The 16485-nt window shown below is 61.9% G+C and carries 14 protein-coding genes and 2 tRNA genes; 8 read left to right on the forward strand and 8 right to left on the reverse strand.

Going from position 1 to position 16485, the window contains the following annotated elements; translation table 11 throughout:
- The first annotated feature begins 39 nt into the window (after positions 1–39).
- Both rplM and rpsI read left to right on the forward strand, forming a co-directional pair.
- Complete coding sequence (gene rplM / locus CFR72_RS02480) at positions 40–522, forward strand: 50S ribosomal protein L13 (protein WP_110912477.1); 483 nt, start codon at positions 40–42, stop codon at positions 520–522.
- A 5-nt stretch (positions 523–527) separates the two neighbouring features.
- A complete protein-coding gene (gene rpsI, locus CFR72_RS02485; protein WP_110912478.1) occupies positions 528–1031 on the forward strand; it encodes a 30S ribosomal protein S9 in 504 nt (167 codons plus the stop codon).
- A gap of 366 nt (positions 1032–1397) precedes the next feature.
- Here rpsI and CFR72_RS02490 read toward each other — a convergent pair whose 3' ends face one another.
- On the reverse strand, positions 1398–1670 hold the full coding sequence (locus CFR72_RS02490) for a hypothetical protein (RefSeq protein WP_110912479.1): 273 nt from the start codon (positions 1668–1670) through the stop codon (positions 1398–1400).
- Between the two features lie 155 nt (positions 1671–1825).
- Complete coding sequence (locus tag CFR72_RS02495; protein WP_244182138.1) at positions 1826–2647, reverse strand: DNA/RNA non-specific endonuclease; 822 nt, start codon at positions 2645–2647, stop codon at positions 1826–1828.
- A 110-nt stretch (positions 2648–2757) separates the two neighbouring features.
- Between CFR72_RS02495 and CFR72_RS02500 the strand changes: the two genes are divergently transcribed.
- Complete coding sequence (locus CFR72_RS02500; RefSeq protein ID WP_110912481.1) at positions 2758–2946, forward strand: hypothetical protein; 189 nt, start codon at positions 2758–2760, stop codon at positions 2944–2946.
- Positions 2947–3080: 134 nt separating this feature from the next.
- Here CFR72_RS02500 and CFR72_RS02505 read toward each other — a convergent pair whose 3' ends face one another.
- Positions 3081–3668 (reverse strand): hypothetical protein, encoded by a 588-nt coding sequence (locus CFR72_RS02505; protein WP_233044473.1) that lies wholly within the window; start codon positions 3666–3668, stop codon positions 3081–3083.
- A 295-nt stretch (positions 3669–3963) separates the two neighbouring features.
- Here CFR72_RS02505 and CFR72_RS02510 point away from each other — a divergent pair, with 295 nt between their 5' ends.
- Positions 3964–5352: an NAD-dependent succinate-semialdehyde dehydrogenase gene (locus CFR72_RS02510; RefSeq protein WP_110912546.1), complete on the forward strand. Its 1389-nt coding sequence runs from the start codon at positions 3964–3966 to the stop codon at positions 5350–5352.
- A 440-nt stretch (positions 5353–5792) separates the two neighbouring features.
- Entirely contained in the window at positions 5793–6026 is a 234-nt protein-coding gene (locus CFR72_RS02515; protein ID WP_110912482.1) for a hypothetical protein, read from the forward strand.
- Positions 6027–6195: 169 nt separating this feature from the next.
- Here CFR72_RS02515 and ilvD read toward each other — a convergent pair whose 3' ends face one another.
- A complete protein-coding gene (gene ilvD / locus CFR72_RS02520; protein ID WP_110912483.1) occupies positions 6196–8058 on the reverse strand; it encodes a dihydroxy-acid dehydratase in 1863 nt (620 codons plus the stop codon).
- A 220-nt stretch (positions 8059–8278) separates the two neighbouring features.
- Here ilvD and CFR72_RS02525 point away from each other — a divergent pair, with 220 nt between their 5' ends.
- The gene (locus tag CFR72_RS02525) at positions 8279–10513 is read left to right on the forward strand and encodes an AsmA family protein (protein ID WP_110912547.1); all 2235 of its coding nucleotides are present in this window, start codon (positions 8279–8281) and stop codon (positions 10511–10513) included.
- A gap of 140 nt (positions 10514–10653) precedes the next feature.
- Positions 10654–10728 (forward strand) — tRNA-Thr (locus CFR72_RS02530).
- Here the strand turns inward: CFR72_RS02530 and CFR72_RS17445 are convergent.
- Positions 10716–10964, reverse strand: a complete 249-nt coding sequence (locus tag CFR72_RS17445) for a hypothetical protein (protein ID WP_167400280.1) — start codon at positions 10962–10964, stop codon at positions 10716–10718. The genes CFR72_RS02530 and CFR72_RS17445 overlap by 13 nt on opposite strands.
- A 107-nt stretch (positions 10965–11071) precedes the next feature.
- On the opposite strand from CFR72_RS17445, the gene CFR72_RS02535 reads away from it, so the two are divergent.
- The gene (locus CFR72_RS02535) at positions 11072–11635 is read left to right on the forward strand and encodes a DsbA family protein (RefSeq protein WP_110912484.1); all 564 of its coding nucleotides are present in this window, start codon (positions 11072–11074) and stop codon (positions 11633–11635) included.
- Positions 11636–12026: 391 nt separating this feature from the next.
- Here CFR72_RS02535 and CFR72_RS02540 read toward each other — a convergent pair whose 3' ends face one another.
- From CFR72_RS02540 to lepA, 3 genes are all read right to left on the reverse strand, one after another.
- A complete protein-coding gene (locus CFR72_RS02540) occupies positions 12027–13706 on the reverse strand; it encodes a lytic transglycosylase domain-containing protein (protein WP_244182139.1) in 1680 nt (559 codons plus the stop codon).
- Between the two features lie 726 nt (positions 13707–14432).
- Positions 14433–14523 (reverse strand) — tRNA-Ser (locus CFR72_RS02545).
- Positions 14524–14655: 132 nt separating this feature from the next.
- Positions 14656–16461, reverse strand: a complete 1806-nt coding sequence (gene lepA / locus CFR72_RS02550; RefSeq protein WP_110912485.1) for a translation elongation factor 4 — start codon at positions 16459–16461, stop codon at positions 14656–14658.
- Between the last annotated feature and the right edge of the window lie 24 nt (positions 16462–16485).

The raw sequence follows: 16485 nt of genomic DNA on the forward strand, positions 1-16485 counted from the left end.
CACCCGTTACCGCTCATATCAAGACGGAACACTGAATCCATGAAGACCACACTTTCCCTGAAACCTGCCGAGGTGACACGGGGCTGGACCCTGATCGACGCCGAAGGCCTGGTCCTGGGCCGGCTGGCCGCCATTGTCGCGCAGCGCCTGCGCGGCAAGCATAAGCCGCAGTTCACCCCGCATGTTGATTGTGGCGACAACATCGTCATCATCAACGCCGAGAAGGTCCGCCTGACCGGCAACAAGGTGTCGCAGAAGCTGTTCCATTACCACACCGGCTATCCGGGTGGGATCAAGCAGCGCACGATCACCCAGCGCCTTGAGGGCAAGAACCCCGGCCATGTCGTGCGCAAGGCTGTCGAGCGCATGATCACCAGCGGCCCGCTGCAGCGCGCGCAGATGAAGCACCTGTATGTCTATGCAGGCAGCGAGCATCCGCATGAAGGCCAGAAGCCGCAGGTTCTCGACGTTGCGGCGCTGAACCGCAAGAATTCCGTCTCCAGCCACCAGAACGGGGCCTGATCACCATGTCTGAAACCCAAGAACGTACAGGCACGCTGGCCGACCTGCAGGGAGCAGTCGCGTCGGGTCAGATCGAGGCCACTGAAAACGCCGCACCGGTTTACGAAGCCAAGCGCGATGCGCAGGGCCGTTCCTATGCCACGGGCCGTCGCAAGGACGCCGCCGCGCGCGTGTGGATCAAGCCGGGCAAGGGCGACATCATCGTCAACGGACGTCCGGTCGGCACCTATTTCGCCCGTCCTGTCCTGCGCATGCTGATCACGCAGCCGTTCCTGGTGGCTGATCGCTACAACCAGTTCGACGTCTACTGCACCGTGACCGGTGGTGGCCTGTCGGGTCAGGCGGGTGCGGTCCGTCACGGCATCAGCCGTGCACTGACGCATTACGAACCGGCCCTGCGTGGCATCCTGAAGGCCGCGGGCTTCCTGACGCGCGATCCGCGTGTTGTCGAACGCAAGAAGTACGGTCGCGCCAAGGCACGTCGTTCCTTCCAGTTCAGCAAGCGCTGATTGCGGATCCTGTTGCGTCTCTCCCGCTCTTGCGGGGGATGCGATGGGTCAGGCGATTATCGGAAAACGGGGTGGGCCAGTCATGGTCCGTCCCGTTTTTTGCATTTTGGGCAGCAGGAACCGCACGTGGGAGCGTCCGGTTGCGCGCACGATGATTGGCAAAAAACAGGGCGTCCTGAAGCTTTCTGAAAAAAGCTTCACCAAAAACGTTTATTATTTTGAGTGTGTTACCTGATCCGGGTTCCAGACACTTGCCAGGTCATGGTTTCCAAAGGGCAATGCCCTTTGGCAGGTTTCAGGGCAGAGCCATGATCCGGGGTCGAATGGCGCGGAGGCATCATATGCCCCGGCTTACGCCCCAACACCCTACATGAACGGATTATCCACCTTCCCGCCCTTGTGCGATGGGGGCTTGATGGCGGCGGGCAGGTCCGGCGTGGATTGCAGTCTGTCCACCACCGACTGCAGGAACGCCAGCAGGTCCTGCGCCTTGCGCAGTCCCGCCCTGTCACGGGTCAGGTCGGTCTGTCCGTAAAAGGCGATGCTGTCGGTGCCGTTTTCGATCGTGATCCCGTCAATCGTGCAGGATGCACTGTCATCGGCAAATGGGACCAGCGCCGGTGGGGTGGGCTGTTTCATGTTGTGACTCCGGTATCGGGCATGCATGTGCGTGGGGCATCAGTCTCGGGGCCCCGACTGTATTGATGTTCCCCTGCCGGAAGCGGAATTCCCGGCAGGATGAATATGAATGTTACGGATGGGATGCCATCCATAAGGCAAAGGGAATGCGGACATCATATCAGTACCGCCAGTTGATGGACACGGCGCTTGTGACGCCGTGATGTCGTGTGCCGGACGGTCCGCAGGGGCAGGGTAATATAGGTCTGTTTCAGCGCGGCGGGGAGTGCGGGGAACGGATCGACCCCCACCGTGCGGATCAGCACGGCGATCGTGACGCGCGCGCAGGTGGGATTGCGCAGCGTATTGTGGCACACATAGACCCCTGCCGCGTGCTGGCGCGGGTCATAGATGGCCTTCCATGTCGAGGTCGGGACCAGCACACGGTCGTGCCCGATGCTCGACAGGCGGCGGGCACGGAAGGCCGGGCCGGTCACGACATAGACCTCACCATCTTTCTCGGCGAGGCGGCGGACCGCGCTTTCGATTTCCTCCCACCTGCCACGGTTGAGCGCGGCGCTCTGCGGCACGACATTCGACAGGCGGAAGCTTTCCGCCTGCGTGGCCTCATCGGGCATGTCCCCCGACGGCGTCATGTGGCTCCGGTCATATCCGGAATGGACGTAATCCTCCAACTGCGCGCCTTCGCCGGCGGGCAGGCGTTCATCGGGCTGGAATTCGCCCCGCCGGGGTGTGGATTCGGCCGCGCGGATGCTTTCGGCCGTCAGGTGCTCGGCGGACCAGATCGGTTCGTGCGCAATTCCGGAATGCAGCACCACAAAGGCCGTATTGCACAGCAGGCGCGCCTGTGCCGACAGTTTTTCGTTCGTCAGGGCCGGCAGGCGTCCGTCCGGCCCCATGGACTCGCATGGCGCCGCCCGTGCCCCCGAGGCCAGCATCAGCAGCATGGCGCATGCCAGCAGGGAAGGGACACGCATTCTCATGGGGTCGGCACAGTGGCGGCGGCGGGACGGGGACGGAGGAACATGTGGTGGTCGAATCCTGTCATGTCTGTTAATGACGGCGGCAGCAGAGCGAAGGTGAATACATGACGGACGAGACCCCGCATGTGCGTTATGTGCAGGCCCCCGACCCGGACAAGGTGGTGCTGCGGCGACGTGAAAAGCCGCTGACCCCGGTGCAGCGGAAACTGTATGTCGGCATTCGTGTGCTGGTGATCCTTCTGGCCTGTGTGGCGGTGGGCGACATGGTGCTGCACTGGCTGCGCCCCGCCTGAAGGGCGGAAGGTATTTCAGGACAACCCACTGGTAAAAAATAAAAGTTTCCGGGTGTCCCTTTTTTCAAAAAGGTGGCGTCTTTTGAAGCTTTTTGAAAAAAAGCCTCACCGAAAACTTCTGTCCAATGGCTGTATCAGGGCGGTGCATCCGTGTCCGTGCCGTCATGGGCGAGCGCCATGGTGATGTCGAGCGTTTCCTGATTGACCTGCGCGTCAAAGATGCGGTCCACGCTGACGGCGTCCTCGTGGTCTGCCATGTCCCCGAATTTCAGGTGTGGCCAGTCAATCCGGTCATGGGTCGCGCGCGTGACATCGAATGACAGCATGGGATGGGATATCAGCGCCCCCGACGGGCCGGGTGCGACATAATCCCACGTGAAGCGGCATCGCGCCGGGGCGCCTGTCTGTGTGAACAGGGCATGGACGAAGCCGGGGCTGATATCCGTCTGCAATGTGTTCATCAGGTAATGCGGCGTGCTGCGGATCAGGTCGGGCGTCAGGCGGGCGCTGAAGATGCCGGCGGCGATCATCTGCGGCATCTGCGTGGTAAAGCGCGCCTGGTCAATGGTGGCATGCACGGTGCAGTCATGCGCCGCATGGTCGATCCGTGCGCTGACCCCCCATGCCTGTGCGGTGGAATTGGGCGGCAGCAGCGCGGCGGGATAGGTCGCGGCATGGGCCACGACACCCGGCACCAGCATGGCCGTCGCCATCATGGCCATGCGGGCAGTCCCGCCGAATCGGGCGGCAGGAGATGTCCCTGAATGTTCGGATGGGAACAGAAACGAGCAAATTCGCATTAAATTTTTTCTTAAACTTTCGGGCAGGTTATCCGCACGGGACCGATTGTTGCGCCATGCCATGTCCAGAAATCCAGCATCCTGCAGGGAAAATCGCATGTCCGGATCATGGGCGCGCGCAGTGTTCGCAAGGGGGCGGCCTGTCCCCTGTGGCCATGTCCCGCACCGTCGGCGATGCGCTCTTTTCTTGGCTGTTTTGATGTGCCAAAGCGAAATCATGGCATATATTACCACAAACCCCTATACCAACGAAGTGGTCGCCCGCTTCGCGGATCTTGACGACGCGCAGCTCGAGGCCCTCGTGACCCAGGCGGCCGACACGTTCGAGACATGGTCGCGCACCTCCTTTGCGGAGCGTCGCGCCATCATGAAAAAGGCTGCATCCCTGCTGCGCGAACAGGCGGACCAGTACGCCGCGCTCCTGACGCTGGAGATGGGCAAGCTTGCCCGCGAGGCACAGGGCGAGGTCAGGCTGTCGGCCGATATCCTCGACTACTATGCCGACAATGCGGAGCGTTTCCTCGCCCCGGTCCCGCTGACGGAGGCGCAGACCGAGACCATGCGCCCGATGATCGTCAGCGACCCGATCGGGGTGCTGCTGGCGGTGGAGCCATGGAACTTCCCGTATTACCAGCTTGCGCGCGTCGCAGGCCCGCAACTGATGGCGGGCAATACGGTGGTCGTGAAACATTCCTCCATCGTGCCGCAGTGCGCGGCTGCCTTTGACAGGCTGTTCCGCGATGCGGGCGCGCCGGATGGGGCCTATACCAACCTGTTCGCCACGCGCGACCAGCTTAACCGCCTGATCGAGGACCCGCGCATTGCCGCCGTGTGCCTGACGGGTGGCGAACGCTCCGGCGGTTCGGTGGCTTCCCGCGCGGGCAAGAGCCTGAAGAAGACGACGCTGGAACTTGGCGGGGCCGACGCGTTCATCGTGCTGGATGACGCGGACCTCGACAAGACGGTCAAATGGGCCGTCTGGGGCCGCCTGAACAATGGCGGGCAGTGCTGCGTGGCGTCCAAGCGCTTCATCGTCGCGGAGTCCATCGCCGATGCGTTCATCGCGAAGTTCAAGGAAGCACTGGACAAACTGGTCGCGGGCGATCCGCGCGACCCGGCCACGACCCTGCCGCCGATGTCCTCCCAGGGGGCGGCCGACGAACTGAACGAGCAGGTCCGCCAGGCCGTCGCCCATGGTGCGCGCCCGCTTTATTGCGGGGCGGAAGTGCCGAAGCAGGGTGCGTTCGTCCGTGCGACCATCCTGACGGATGTGGCGCGTGACAATCCGGCCTACTTCCAGGAATTCTTTGGCCCCGTGGCCATGGTCTTCCGCGTGGGCAGCGATGAGGAAGCGATCGCGTTGGCGAATGATTCCGAATTCGGCCTTGGCGGTTCCGTCTTCACCCGTGACGAGAAGCGCGGCGTGGCGGTGGCCCGTCAGGTGCGCACCGGCATGGTGTTCATCAACCATCCGACCTGGACCGCCCCCGAACTGCCGTTCGGCGGCATCAAGAAGTCGGGCTACGGGCGTGAACTTTCGGGCATGGGCATTGATGAATTCGTCAACAAGAAACTGATCAACGTCGTCAATATCGACGCCCCGTAATCGGGTGGCAGCAGCATAGGGCACGGACGCGACCCGCTTTCGTCCGTGCCCTGTCGCGCATGGTGGGCCGTCGCAGTCCGTTTCGCAGGCGTCATTAAGTAAAAGTAACAGCGCGGCATAAAAAAGACATAATATTCCACTTTTGGTTCACGCTTTCCAAAAGTATATCCGGGATGTTATTTTAAAATTCACATCAAAATATTGTTTTTCCGATTGAATGCTGTCCTGTGATAGGCAATATGCGTCGTCATGTCCGCTGGCATACAGGCCGCAAGGGCCGGCATCGCAGGGGGCATGGGTGGCAGGACGTGCGGACAGCATGCTCCGGGCGCCAGTGACGACAATAAGAATATGTACCGGAACCAGCAGGAAGGCGGGAGTAAGGCACACCCCCATGCTCCGCTTCGTTGGTCCAACCGGTCGCAGGAAGGCAGGATACCATGCTTGATTCACAGGTTATCGAGATAGACGGGATCTTCGTGGGCACGGCGATCCTGGTGGACAGGAACCAGACCCATCGTTTCTATGCCACGCATGACAACGTACGTTCGCTGCACAACATGATCGTGCAGGACATGACGGCGCTGAAGCATCGCGTGGCGCAGACATTCCGGCGTATGGCGCGCTGTGACATGGGCGCACTTGGCCGCCTGCGTCCGCAGGGGCAGGCCTGAAGTATTCAGGGATATAGGAGCCACTTTTTTCAGGAAAGTGGCGTCCTTTTGAAGCTTTTTGAAAAAAGCTTCACCAAAAACTTTTAATGAATAGAAGTTTTTTGGTTCTTTTTTTCAAAAAAGAACAGCAGTGCCGCCGAACAGGAATGACCACGCCCGGCGGAACGCATCAGCGGATGACGCGGCGACGCAACTGCGTCACGTCGCGCACCGCCCCGTGCGAGGCGCTGGTAGTCAGCGCGGCATAGGCCTGCAGCGCGGTGGAAACGACACGATCGCGCCTGGGCTGCCATGCCTGTTCGTCGCGCTCTTCCATGCGGTCGCGGCGTGCGGCCATTTCGGCGTCCCCCACCGTGGTGCGCAGCACGCGCGCGGGGATGTCGATCTCGATGGTGTCGCCTTCCTCCAGCAGGCCGATCAGGCCGCCTTCCGCCGCCTCGGGGGAGATGTGGCCGATCGACAGGCCCGAACTGCCGCCCGAAAAGCGGCCATCGGTGATCAGGGCGCACTTTTCCGCCAGCCCCTTGGATTTCAGGTAGCTGGTGGGATAGAGCATTTCCTGCATGCCCGGACCGCCCTTCGGCCCTTCGTAACGGATGACGACGACATCGCCCGGCTTGATCCGGTCGCCAAGGATGGCGGACACGGCATCATCCTGGCTTTCGAAAATCCGCGCAGGCCCGGTGAAGGTCAGCAGGTTCGCCGCAACGCCCGCCGTCTTCACGATGGCCCCGTCCTCGGCAATGTTACCGAACAGGACGGCAAGGCCGCCGTCACGGCTGTAGGCATGCTCGCTGTCGCGGATGGCGCCCGCTGCCCGGTCGGTGTCGAGTTCGGTGTAGCGGCTGGCCTGCGAAAAGGCCTGCGTGGTGCGCACGCCACCGGGGGCGGCACGGAACAGGGTCTGCGCGGCCCCGTCCACGTCGGGGCTGCTGATGTCCCATTTCGCCAGCGCCGCGCGCAGGGTGGGGGCGTACACCGTCGGCACGTCGTCATGGATCAGGCCCATGCGCATCAGTTCGCCCATGATGGCGGGGATGCCGCCCGCGCGGTGCACGTCCTCCATATGGATGTCGGAGCGCGAGGGCGCGACCTTGCACAGGTTCGGCACCCGGCGCGACAGGCGGTCGATGTCGGCCATGGTGAAGGGCACCTTGCCCTCATGCGCGGCCGCCAGCAGGTGCAGCACCGTGTTGGTCGATCCCCCCATCGCGATATCGACGGACATCGCGTTTTCAAAGGCGGGCAGCGTGGCGATGCCGCGCGGCAGGGCGGTGGCGTCGTCACGTTCGTACCACTGCCGCGCCAGTTCGACGATGCGATGCCCGGCCTGCACGAACAGGTCGCGCCGGTCGGCATGGGTGGCCAGCAGGCTGCCATTGCCGGGCAGGGCAAGGCCCAGCGCCTCGGTCAGGCAGTTCATGGAATTGGCGGTGAACATGCCGGAGCACGACCCGCAGGTGGGGCAGGCGGAGCGTTCGATCTGCTGCGACTGGTCATCGCTGACGCGGCTATCGGCGGCCGCGACCATCGAACTGATCAGGTCAACGCGACGCTCCACGCCTTCGTTCAGGATCTTCCCCGCTTCCATCGGCCCGCCGGAGACGAAGATCGTGGGGATGTTCAGCCGCATCGCCGCCATCAGCATGCCCGGCGTGATCTTGTCACAGTTGCTGATGCACACCAGCGCATCGGCGCAGTGGGCGTTGACCATGTATTCCACGGCGTCCGCAATCAGTTCGCGCGACGGCAGGCTGTAGAGCATGCCGCCATGGCCCATGGCGATCCCGTCATCGACGGCGATGGTGTTGAATTCCCGCGCGACGCCGCCGGCTTCGGCCACGGCGCCCGCGACCAGTTGGCCCAGGTCCTTGAGGTGGACATGCCCCGGCACGAATTGCGTGAACGAATTGGCCACCGCGATGATCGGCTTGCCGAAATCCTGGTCCTGCATGCCGGTCGCACGCCACAGGCTGCGCGCACCGGCCATGTTGCGGCCATGTGTCGTGGTGCGGGAACGATAGGCAGGCATCGGTAAACCTTTCTGCGGTAACTGGGACAGCCAGTGATGATATGGGTATGACTACACGGCAATTACAGGACCGCATCCTTCCACGCCACCCCGTTGTTTCGCCCATGCGGGTTCCCCATGCCGGGGTCATGCAGGGCCATGGGGACGGGGGATGCGGGACGCGGGTCGAAACTTCGTGCAATGGCAGGCGTTTCGCATCAATCCGGAAGAAAGGGCAGGCATGACCGAGACAGGCAGGGGAATCGTACGCAGGCAGGATCCCCCACCACGCAAGGGACGCGCGGTTCCGCCCGTGCGCGCGATCGTGGCGGGTACGCTGTGTGTCGCGGTGCTTGCGCTGGTGATCCTGTGGTCATGGGACTGGTTCATTCCGCTGGTGGAGCGCAGGGCGGGGGCCGCGATCCATCGCAGGGTCACGATCGCGCACCTGCATGTCCATCCCGGCCGGGTCATTACGATCGGGGCCGATGATGTTCGGATCGAACAGCCCGAGGGCTTTGGCGACCTGCCGCCACTTGCCACCGTGCGGCGGCTTGACGTCGCCATCCGCTGGTGGCCGCTGCTGTCGGGTGGTGGGCTGGACCTGCCGCTGATCGCGCTCGACACCCCGGTCGTGGAACTCCGCGAACGCGCGGATGGCAGCACGAATTACGATTTTTCCGATCCCAAGGCGACCCCGGCGACACAGCAGGCGAGGGTAAGGAAAGCGGACGCGAAGCACCCCGCGCCGCAGGACGCCACGGCAGCAAAGGACACATCGGCCGCCACCAATGATGCCACCACGACGATGCCGCGCATCGGTGCGATACGGATCGCCAGCGGGCAACTGCATGTCGCGCATGCCAGGCTGCATACCGACATGCGCGGCGAGGTCCATACGACCGACGCCACGGACAAGGAGGATGCACGCCTGCTGATGGATGCAAAGGGCACCTATGTCGGGCAGGCGATCGTCGGCCATTTTTCCGGCGGGACGCTGGTTTCGCTACAGGACCGCACGCAGCCCTATCCGGTTGACCTCGACATCCGCCATGGCGCGACCCGCCTGACGCTGCGCGGGACGGTGGATGATCCCCTGACCCTTGCCGGGGCGCGGTTGCGGCTGTCGCTGGCGGGGCCGGACATGTCGCTGCTCTATCCGCTGACGGGGGTGGTCATCCCGCAGACCCCGCCCTATCGCGTGGTGGGGAACCTTGATTACAGCGCGGCGCATGTCCGTTTCCGTGACCTTGACGGGCATGTCGGCTCCAGCGACCTTGGCGGTGACCTGTCGATCGACCCGCACCAAGCGGTGCCGTTCGTGGATGCGGAACTACATTCGCGGCGTGTGGACCTTGCCGACCTTGGCGGGTTCTTTGGCGCGACGCCGGGGGACAGACCTTCCACCGCGCAGCAGCAGGCCGAAGCCCGCGCCCATGCCAACAGCAACGCCGTCCTGCCCAGCACGCCGATCAACATGCCGAAGCTGCGTGCGACGAATGTCCATTTCGCCTATCACGGGGACCATATCGAAAACCGCCATACGCCATTGGACAATATCGACGTGCTGGCCGATATCCGCGATGGCGTGATTGATGTCCATCACCTGAATTTCGCGGTGGGGTCGGGCACGCTGGCCAGTAATGGCACGTTCACGCCCCATGGTGACGCGGTGGAGGCGCAGATCGGGATCGACCTTGTGCGCATCAACCTTTCGCGCCTGATGCAGGCCGCGGGCAAGTTCGAGGGCAATGGCGTCTTTGGCGGGCATCTGGCGATCCATGGCACCGGCACGTCCCTGGCCGGTATCGTCGCCAATGGCGATGGCGGCATGACGGTCGCGCTGGATCAGGGGGGCGATATCTCCGCCGTGCTGCCGGACCTGCTGGGACTGGAACTTGGCAAGGCGCTGCTGTCGATCCTTGGCCTGCCGGGCAAGACGGACCTGAAATGCATGATCGCGGACATGCCGTTGCGCCAGGGCATACTGGATACGCGCACCTTCCTGATCGAGACGGGGGATACCCGCACGGTTGGCAAGGGGAGCCTCGATTTCCGCAACAACACGATCGATTACGCGCTGATGACGGATTCACGGCATTTCGCGGTGGGGTCCTTTCCGGGGACGCTGCATATCACGGGACTGCTGAAGAAACCGTCCATCACGCCGAGCACGGAGACGATCGCGCGGGCGGTGGGATCCGTCCTGCTCGGCGTGGTGACGCCGGTGGCCCTGCTGCCAACGATCGAGGCCGGGGTGGGCAAGCAGTCGCTGTGTGCGCAGGCCATCCGGGATATGCAGAATAACCCCGCATCCGGTCAGGCACCGATTGCGGGACGGCCGCAGCCACGCCGCCATCATGGTGCCGCCCGTCATGGCAAAGCCGCACAGGCCACGGGGGCAGGGCAGTTGAGTGCCGCTGAACGCGCCCGGATCCGGTCGGTCTGGGCCGCGCGCATGAAGGCGTCGCACTGATGCGTGGTGGGGTGGAATCCCCGCTTGACCATGCGGGGGGATATGGGCAAAAGAAAAACCATGGCCCCATGGCGGGCCGGGGATGGGGCTTTCCATGGCCCGTTTCCTCCAGAAGCCGCCTCCTTCCAAAGGGGCCAGTTGCCGGGTTAGCACAGTGGTAGTGCAGCGGTTTTGTAAACCGAAGGCCGGGGGTTCAAATCCCTCACCCGGCACCAGATTTTTTTGTTAAAACAAGATGTTGGAAGTGACGCACGGGGCGCATGCATTGCACATGACCCCGGCAAAAAGCCGTCATGGCAGCAACATGCCAGCAGTCGTGCATGACAGGGACGGCTGTAAACCGGCCCCATGATGATGAACAGAAGTTTTTGGGTGCCGCCTTTTTCCAAAAAGGCGGCGTCTTCTGAAGCTTTTTGGAAAAAGCTTCACCAAAAACTTCTTTGAATTTCACGATGTTTCATGGGCAGGCTTTTGGTTGGCGGGAACAGGCGGTAAAAAAAGTCGCGTGCCTGATCGGTGCGCCATCGGACACGTCCAGAACATTAGGGAGTCCCACATATGTCAGGTCCATCCACGCCCTATCATGTCGATCCCCTTGTCTGGGGGCATGGCCCCCGGGTGTTCGAGATTTTCGTGGAGCCAACATGCCCGTTCTCGGTCCGGGCGCTTGGCAAGCTTGATGCGCTGCTGCGGCAGGCGGGGGAAGACCGGATCACGATCAAGATCCGGTTCCAGTCCCAGCCATGGCACATGTTTTCGGGCGTGATCGTGCGGGCCATCCTCGCCGCCTCCACGCTGGAAGGGGGCAAGGAAACGGCGCGCAGGGTCATGGATGCCGTTGGCGCGCATCGCGAGGAGTTCGAGTTCACCAATCATTGCGCCGGCCCCAACATGGATGCCACGCCCAACGACATCATCCGGCGCATGGAACAGTATAGCGGCGTCGCGCTGGCGCAGGCCTTTGCCGTGCCGGAGTTGCAGAAGGCCATCAAATGGCACTGCAAATACGCACGGCAGAACGGCATCCATGTCTCGCCCACCTTCATGGTCGATGGCCTGATTGATCCTGCGATCAGCAGTGGGGATACGGTGGAGGCATGGATGGAGCGGATTTTCGCCTGATCCTGCATCCCGCCTGTCTGCCAGATGAAAGATCTGGTGAAGCTTTTTTCAAAAATGGTTCATGGGGAGCATCATGCTGCATGCATCTCATGAACTTTCGGGGATTTTCTGGCCGGGGTAGGGGCGCAGAGAGATGCTGCTGTTGTCGAAGATGGTGCGGCCCTGATCTGACCGGGTTGATGGCAGGTAGGCGGAGGTTCCAGTATCTTGACCGCTTTCTGGTAATCGCTGGGGGCGGATGCAGGCCGTCATCCGCACGAAGATGCACAGAAAAATAGCATGATAAAAATTGGAATTTATTCCCGACATGCAGATTAAAGCAAAGGCCTGCCTGTTCCATCGGGCAGGAATTCCCGGGGCGCCAGAAAACTCCTGAAAGGATGTGCCTTCTTTACTGGAGGGATGTTTCCGCTTCCAAGGGAAGTTGGGCTTTCTTGCCCTCGGCAAGCAGGTCAAGGCTTACAGGGCGGCGGTTGAGTTTTTCTGAATACATCCAGCTATGCAGAAGAACTGTCTCGATCCATTTGCGGACCTGCGGGTTGGGAATGGCCTCCAGAAAAGCAAGGGACTCATTCTCGCTTTGTGCAGAAGCGTTCCAGTGGGCGACCGCAGTATGGCCGACAGCATAACTCGCCAGCAGACGGATAAGATGATTGTTGATATGCTCATCCTGGGCAAGCGCCATCAGGTAGCGTTGTCCGATCAGCAGATTGACGGAGGGATTGCTTAAATCCTCCTTTCGGCCACCGGCGAAATTCGCTGCCGTACGCGGCATGAGCTGCATCAGTCCCCTTGCGCCGCTTCTGGAGACGACCCCTGGCTGGAAACGCGACTCAATGGAAATGATTGCGTATATGAGTGCCGGGTCCACCACGAACCCACCGCGTGGCGTAAAGCGCTGCGGAAGGTCAATGGTGTGGCCGTGGACAAGCCTGCTAGGTTCCGTGCGACTGGCTGGTACATCCGAAATTTCGGCCACGTCCCCGACCGCGTGCGCGACAACGCCTATGGACTGGCGCGCATCGGGATTGCCTGCATCCGCCCAGTCACTACGCAGTTCCGCTTCCGCCAGATCCACACGACCGACCTGAAGAAGGGCCAGCGCCCGGTGGCCTGCGGGCCGGGCGGACACTGTCGTGATGTCCGTGGCCGTCGGTACGCCGGCATCATGTATCTGTCCGTCGTTCCTGTTGAGGGTATGGCGTGCGAGCACCCCATAAAAACAGTCCCGGCAACGGGCGCTTTGCACAAGCCAGCGCAACGCATCTTTCCTGTTGCCAACCTGTCCTGCGGCGTGGCCCGCCCACCAGGCGGCCGCGCTGTGCTGGTCCCTCGATCCCCTGTCAGCACTGGCGGCCCACGCGAACAGGAGTTGTGCCTGCGGTATCTCACCCAACCGCCAGGCGGACAGGCCCGCGTAAAACGCCACCTTGCCGTCGGTATCCCGAGATACGGGCGTGGCCAAAGCCCTGTCGAGGAGGAACTGGTCCCGGCCCTGTATATAAAGGTTCTGCGCATCAACGGCAGTGATGGCGCCACCAGAGGCCCTGTTTGCGCTGGTGGAGGCGGTTATCGGGTATCCTGCCGATACATTCGTAGGCACATCGTTATGGGATTCCAGCAATGCCTGCATCATGGGTGCTGCCGGAAGGTCCGGGTAATGTGCCAGCCAGTTTTCCAGCATGGGCGTGGAACAGGCGTACGACGCATACATGCACCGTTCGGCCAAGACGGTGCCGGTCAGGCTGCCATCCCTTACCTGCTGCAATTGGGCATCGGCCCTGTCGAAATTGCCTGCGGACTGGCTTGCCAGGGCAGTACGGATACGGGCGGCATCGCTGGGGGAAAGCGGATGGAGCAGGGCTGCCTGCCCCCCCTGCATGGGCACAGCCATGGCCACCTCATCTGCCGGGGTCGAAGGGTCCAAAGTCCAGGCGGCCCGGCAAAGTGTTGTTGGCAAAGAAAAAATGGCAATAGAAGCAACAGAAAAAAGTGTTAATATCCGGTGCTTCATGGGGGGCAAAATATACCGCATGATTGTTGCCAATAACATATATCTTAAAATGGACAAACATCCGAATTCCACTCTGGCAGACCAGTAATATTCGGGTGGAAATGCGGGATGGGCCGTCCCGGCGGTTATGCAGGGAAATTCATGGCATGCCAGTTACAATGGGGACTGGTGATGAATGATGATTGGCGATTGATGGTGTGATTGCGGGCCATTTCTGGCTGTCGCGCCACGGGCCCGCAGATAGTCGTGGATACAGAACACCCCATCCATGCCGGGGTTGCAGGACCATGAAAACCGGCAAGCCCCGTGTTGCCCGGGTGCGCTTCAGGCCCGTGGTCGCGTCGTGTCAGGGATTGACGCCCGAAGCAGAGGCGTCACTTCGCCCAGAGCAACGGACCTGAACAGGTCGATATATGGGCCAGCATTCTGTCCGGACATATCGCTGATCTTTCAGATCCGTTTACTGGTCCGCATTGTCTTTTACCGCCCATGCAAAGGCCCATTCGGGTTATCAGCCATCATACGGGGGACGGCAGGCCGATGGCTTGCAGGAGCGTGTCTATATCACGGCGTATCTGCCCGATTGCCTCTGCACGGCGGCCCATCGCTTCATTGCGGTCGATTGTGTGCAGCGTCCTGACCACGTCCGCCTTATGCCCACTCGTGGCACCGAAAGCCCTGCCAACATCCGTGCGGCACTCACGCTGCACATGTAACTGCACCATACAAGACTGTAACGGCAGAGGTCGCTAAGTGACTGATTTTATAGGGGAAAATAGAACATGGCGGAGAGAGTGGGATTCGAACCCACGGTACGCTATTAACGTACACACGCTTTCCAAGCGTGCGCCTTAAGCCGCTCGGCCATCTCTCCAGCCGGTCAGGAGCGGGACTGAAATCCTGCCTGACGGATGCGGAACATAGCAGCAATTCGTGCAAGCGCAAGGGGGAACAGCACGATTATCCCCTTCATTTGCGGGATAATCGCGCTATGTCGCACCCGTCGTTACTGGTCCATCTTCAGCGCGGCAAGGAATGCGCTCTGGGGGATTTCCACATTGCCGAACTGGCGCATGCGCTTCTTGCCTTCCTTCTGCTTTTCCAGCAGCTTGCGCTTGCGCGAGATGTCGCCGCCATAACATTTGGCCGTCACGTCCTTCGACATCGCGCCAAGTGTTTCGCGCGCGATGATCCGGCTGCCGATGGAGGCCTGGATCGCGATCTTGAACAACTGGCGCGGGATCAGGTCTTTCAGCTTCGCGCAGATTGCACGTCCCCGCGTTTCCGCCGCCGAACGGTGCGCGATGAAGGACAGCGCATCCACAGGCTCCTGATTGACAAGGATGGAGATGCGCACAAGGTCGCTCTCCTCGTAATTGTCCATCTGGTAGTCGAAGCTGGCATACCCGCGGGAGACGGATTTCAGCCGGTCGTAGAAGTCGAAGACCACTTCGTTGAGCGGCAGGCGATAGACCGCCATCGCACGGTTGCCGACATAGGTCAGGTCCTGCTGCACCCCACGCCGTTCCGTGCACAGCGTCAGCACCGCGCCCAGATATTCGTCCGGCACCATGATGGTCGCCTTGATCCACGGCTCCTCGATCCGTTCGATCAGGGAACCGTCGGGCATGTCGGCGGGATTGTGCAACTCTTCCATCTCGCCATTGGTGCGCCACAGGCGATAGACGACCGAGGGGGCGGTCGCGATCAGGTCGAGGTTGAATTCACGGCTGAGGCGTTCCTGGATGATTTCCAGATGCAGAAGCCCGAGGAACCCGCAGCGGAACCCGAAGCCCAGCGCGGCCGAGGTCTCGGCCTCGTAATGGAACGACGCATCGTTCAGCCGCAGCTTGGCAAGGCTGTCGCGCAGCTTCTCGAAATCGTCGGCGACGACGGGATACAGTCCGCACCACACGACCGGCACGGACGGCTTGAACCCCGCCAGCGGCTTGTCGGCGGGACGACGGTCGTCGGTCAGGGTATCGCCCACGTTGCAGTCGGCCACCGTCTTGATCGCCGCGTTGATGTAGCCGATCTCCCCGGGGCCAAGCTCCTCCACCGGGGTCAGGCGCGGGGCGAACACGCCCACCTGGTCCACATTATGGACAACGCCGGTGGACATCATGCGGATACGCATGCCCTTCTTCAGGCGGCCTTCCTTGACGCGCACCAGCGTGATGACCCCGAGATAGGGATCGTACCAGCTATCGACCAGCAGCGCCTTGAGCGGCGCTTCGGCATCGCCCTTTGGCGGCGGCAGGCGCGTGACCAGCGCCTCCAGCACGGCTTCGATGTTCAGTCCGGTCTTGGCGGACACTTCCACCGCGTCCTCGGCGTCGATGCCCACGACTTCCTCGATCTGCGCCTTGACGCGTTCGCAGTCGGCGGCTGGCAGGTCCACCTTGTTCAGGACCGGCACGATCTCATGATCGGCGTCGATGGCCTGGTACACGTTGGCCAGCGTCTGCGCCTCCACCCCCTGTGACGCATCGACCACCAGCAGCGATCCCTCGCACGCGGCCAGCGACCGGCTGACCTCATAGGCGAAATCGACATGGCCCGGCGTGTCCATCAGGTTGAGGACATAGGTCTTCCCATCCTTCGCCGGATAGGTCAGGCGCACGGTCTGCGCCTTGATGGTGATGCCGCGTTCGCGCTCAAGGTCCATGTTGTCGAGGACCTGGTTCGTCATCTCGCGCTGCGTCAGCGCGCCGCAGGCCTGGATCAGGCGATCGGCCAGCGTCGATTTCCCATGGTCGATATGGGCAATGATCGAGAAATTGCGGATCAGGGAAAGGGGCGTGTCGGTCATGCGCGAGACATAAGGTAAAAATTG

This window comes from Gluconacetobacter entanii (genome assembly GCF_003206495.1).
Lineage (GTDB): Bacteria > Pseudomonadota > Alphaproteobacteria > Acetobacterales > Acetobacteraceae > Novacetimonas > Novacetimonas entanii.

Bases quoted from the DNA above. Each gene is read 5' to 3' on its own strand.
- rplM (WP_110912477.1), top strand. From the start codon at position 40: ATGAAGACCACACTTTCCCTGAAACCTGCCGAGGTGACACGGGGCTGG.
- rpsI (WP_110912478.1), top strand. From the start codon at position 528: ATGTCTGAAACCCAAGAACGTACAGGCACGCTGGCCGACCTGCAGGGA.
- CFR72_RS02490 (WP_110912479.1), bottom strand. From the start codon at position 1,670: ATGAAACAGCCCACCCCACCGGCGCTGGTCCCATTTGCCGATGACAGT.
- CFR72_RS02495 (WP_244182138.1), bottom strand. From the start codon at position 2,647: ATGCGTGTCCCTTCCCTGCTGGCATGCGCCATGCTGCTGATGCTGGCC.
- CFR72_RS02500 (WP_110912481.1), top strand. From the start codon at position 2,758: ATGACGGACGAGACCCCGCATGTGCGTTATGTGCAGGCCCCCGACCCG.
- CFR72_RS02505 (WP_233044473.1), bottom strand. From the start codon at position 3,668: ATGGCCATGATGGCGACGGCCATGCTGGTGCCGGGTGTCGTGGCCCAT.
- CFR72_RS02510 (WP_110912546.1), top strand. From the start codon at position 3,964: ATGGCATATATTACCACAAACCCCTATACCAACGAAGTGGTCGCCCGC.
- CFR72_RS02515 (WP_110912482.1), top strand. From the start codon at position 5,793: ATGCTTGATTCACAGGTTATCGAGATAGACGGGATCTTCGTGGGCACG.
- ilvD (WP_110912483.1), bottom strand. From the start codon at position 8,058: ATGCCTGCCTATCGTTCCCGCACCACGACACATGGCCGCAACATGGCC.
- CFR72_RS02525 (WP_110912547.1), top strand. From the start codon at position 8,279: ATGACCGAGACAGGCAGGGGAATCGTACGCAGGCAGGATCCCCCACCA.
- CFR72_RS02535 (WP_110912484.1), top strand. From the start codon at position 11,072: ATGTCAGGTCCATCCACGCCCTATCATGTCGATCCCCTTGTCTGGGGG.
- lepA (WP_110912485.1), bottom strand. From the start codon at position 16,461: ATGACCGACACGCCCCTTTCCCTGATCCGCAATTTCTCGATCATTGCC.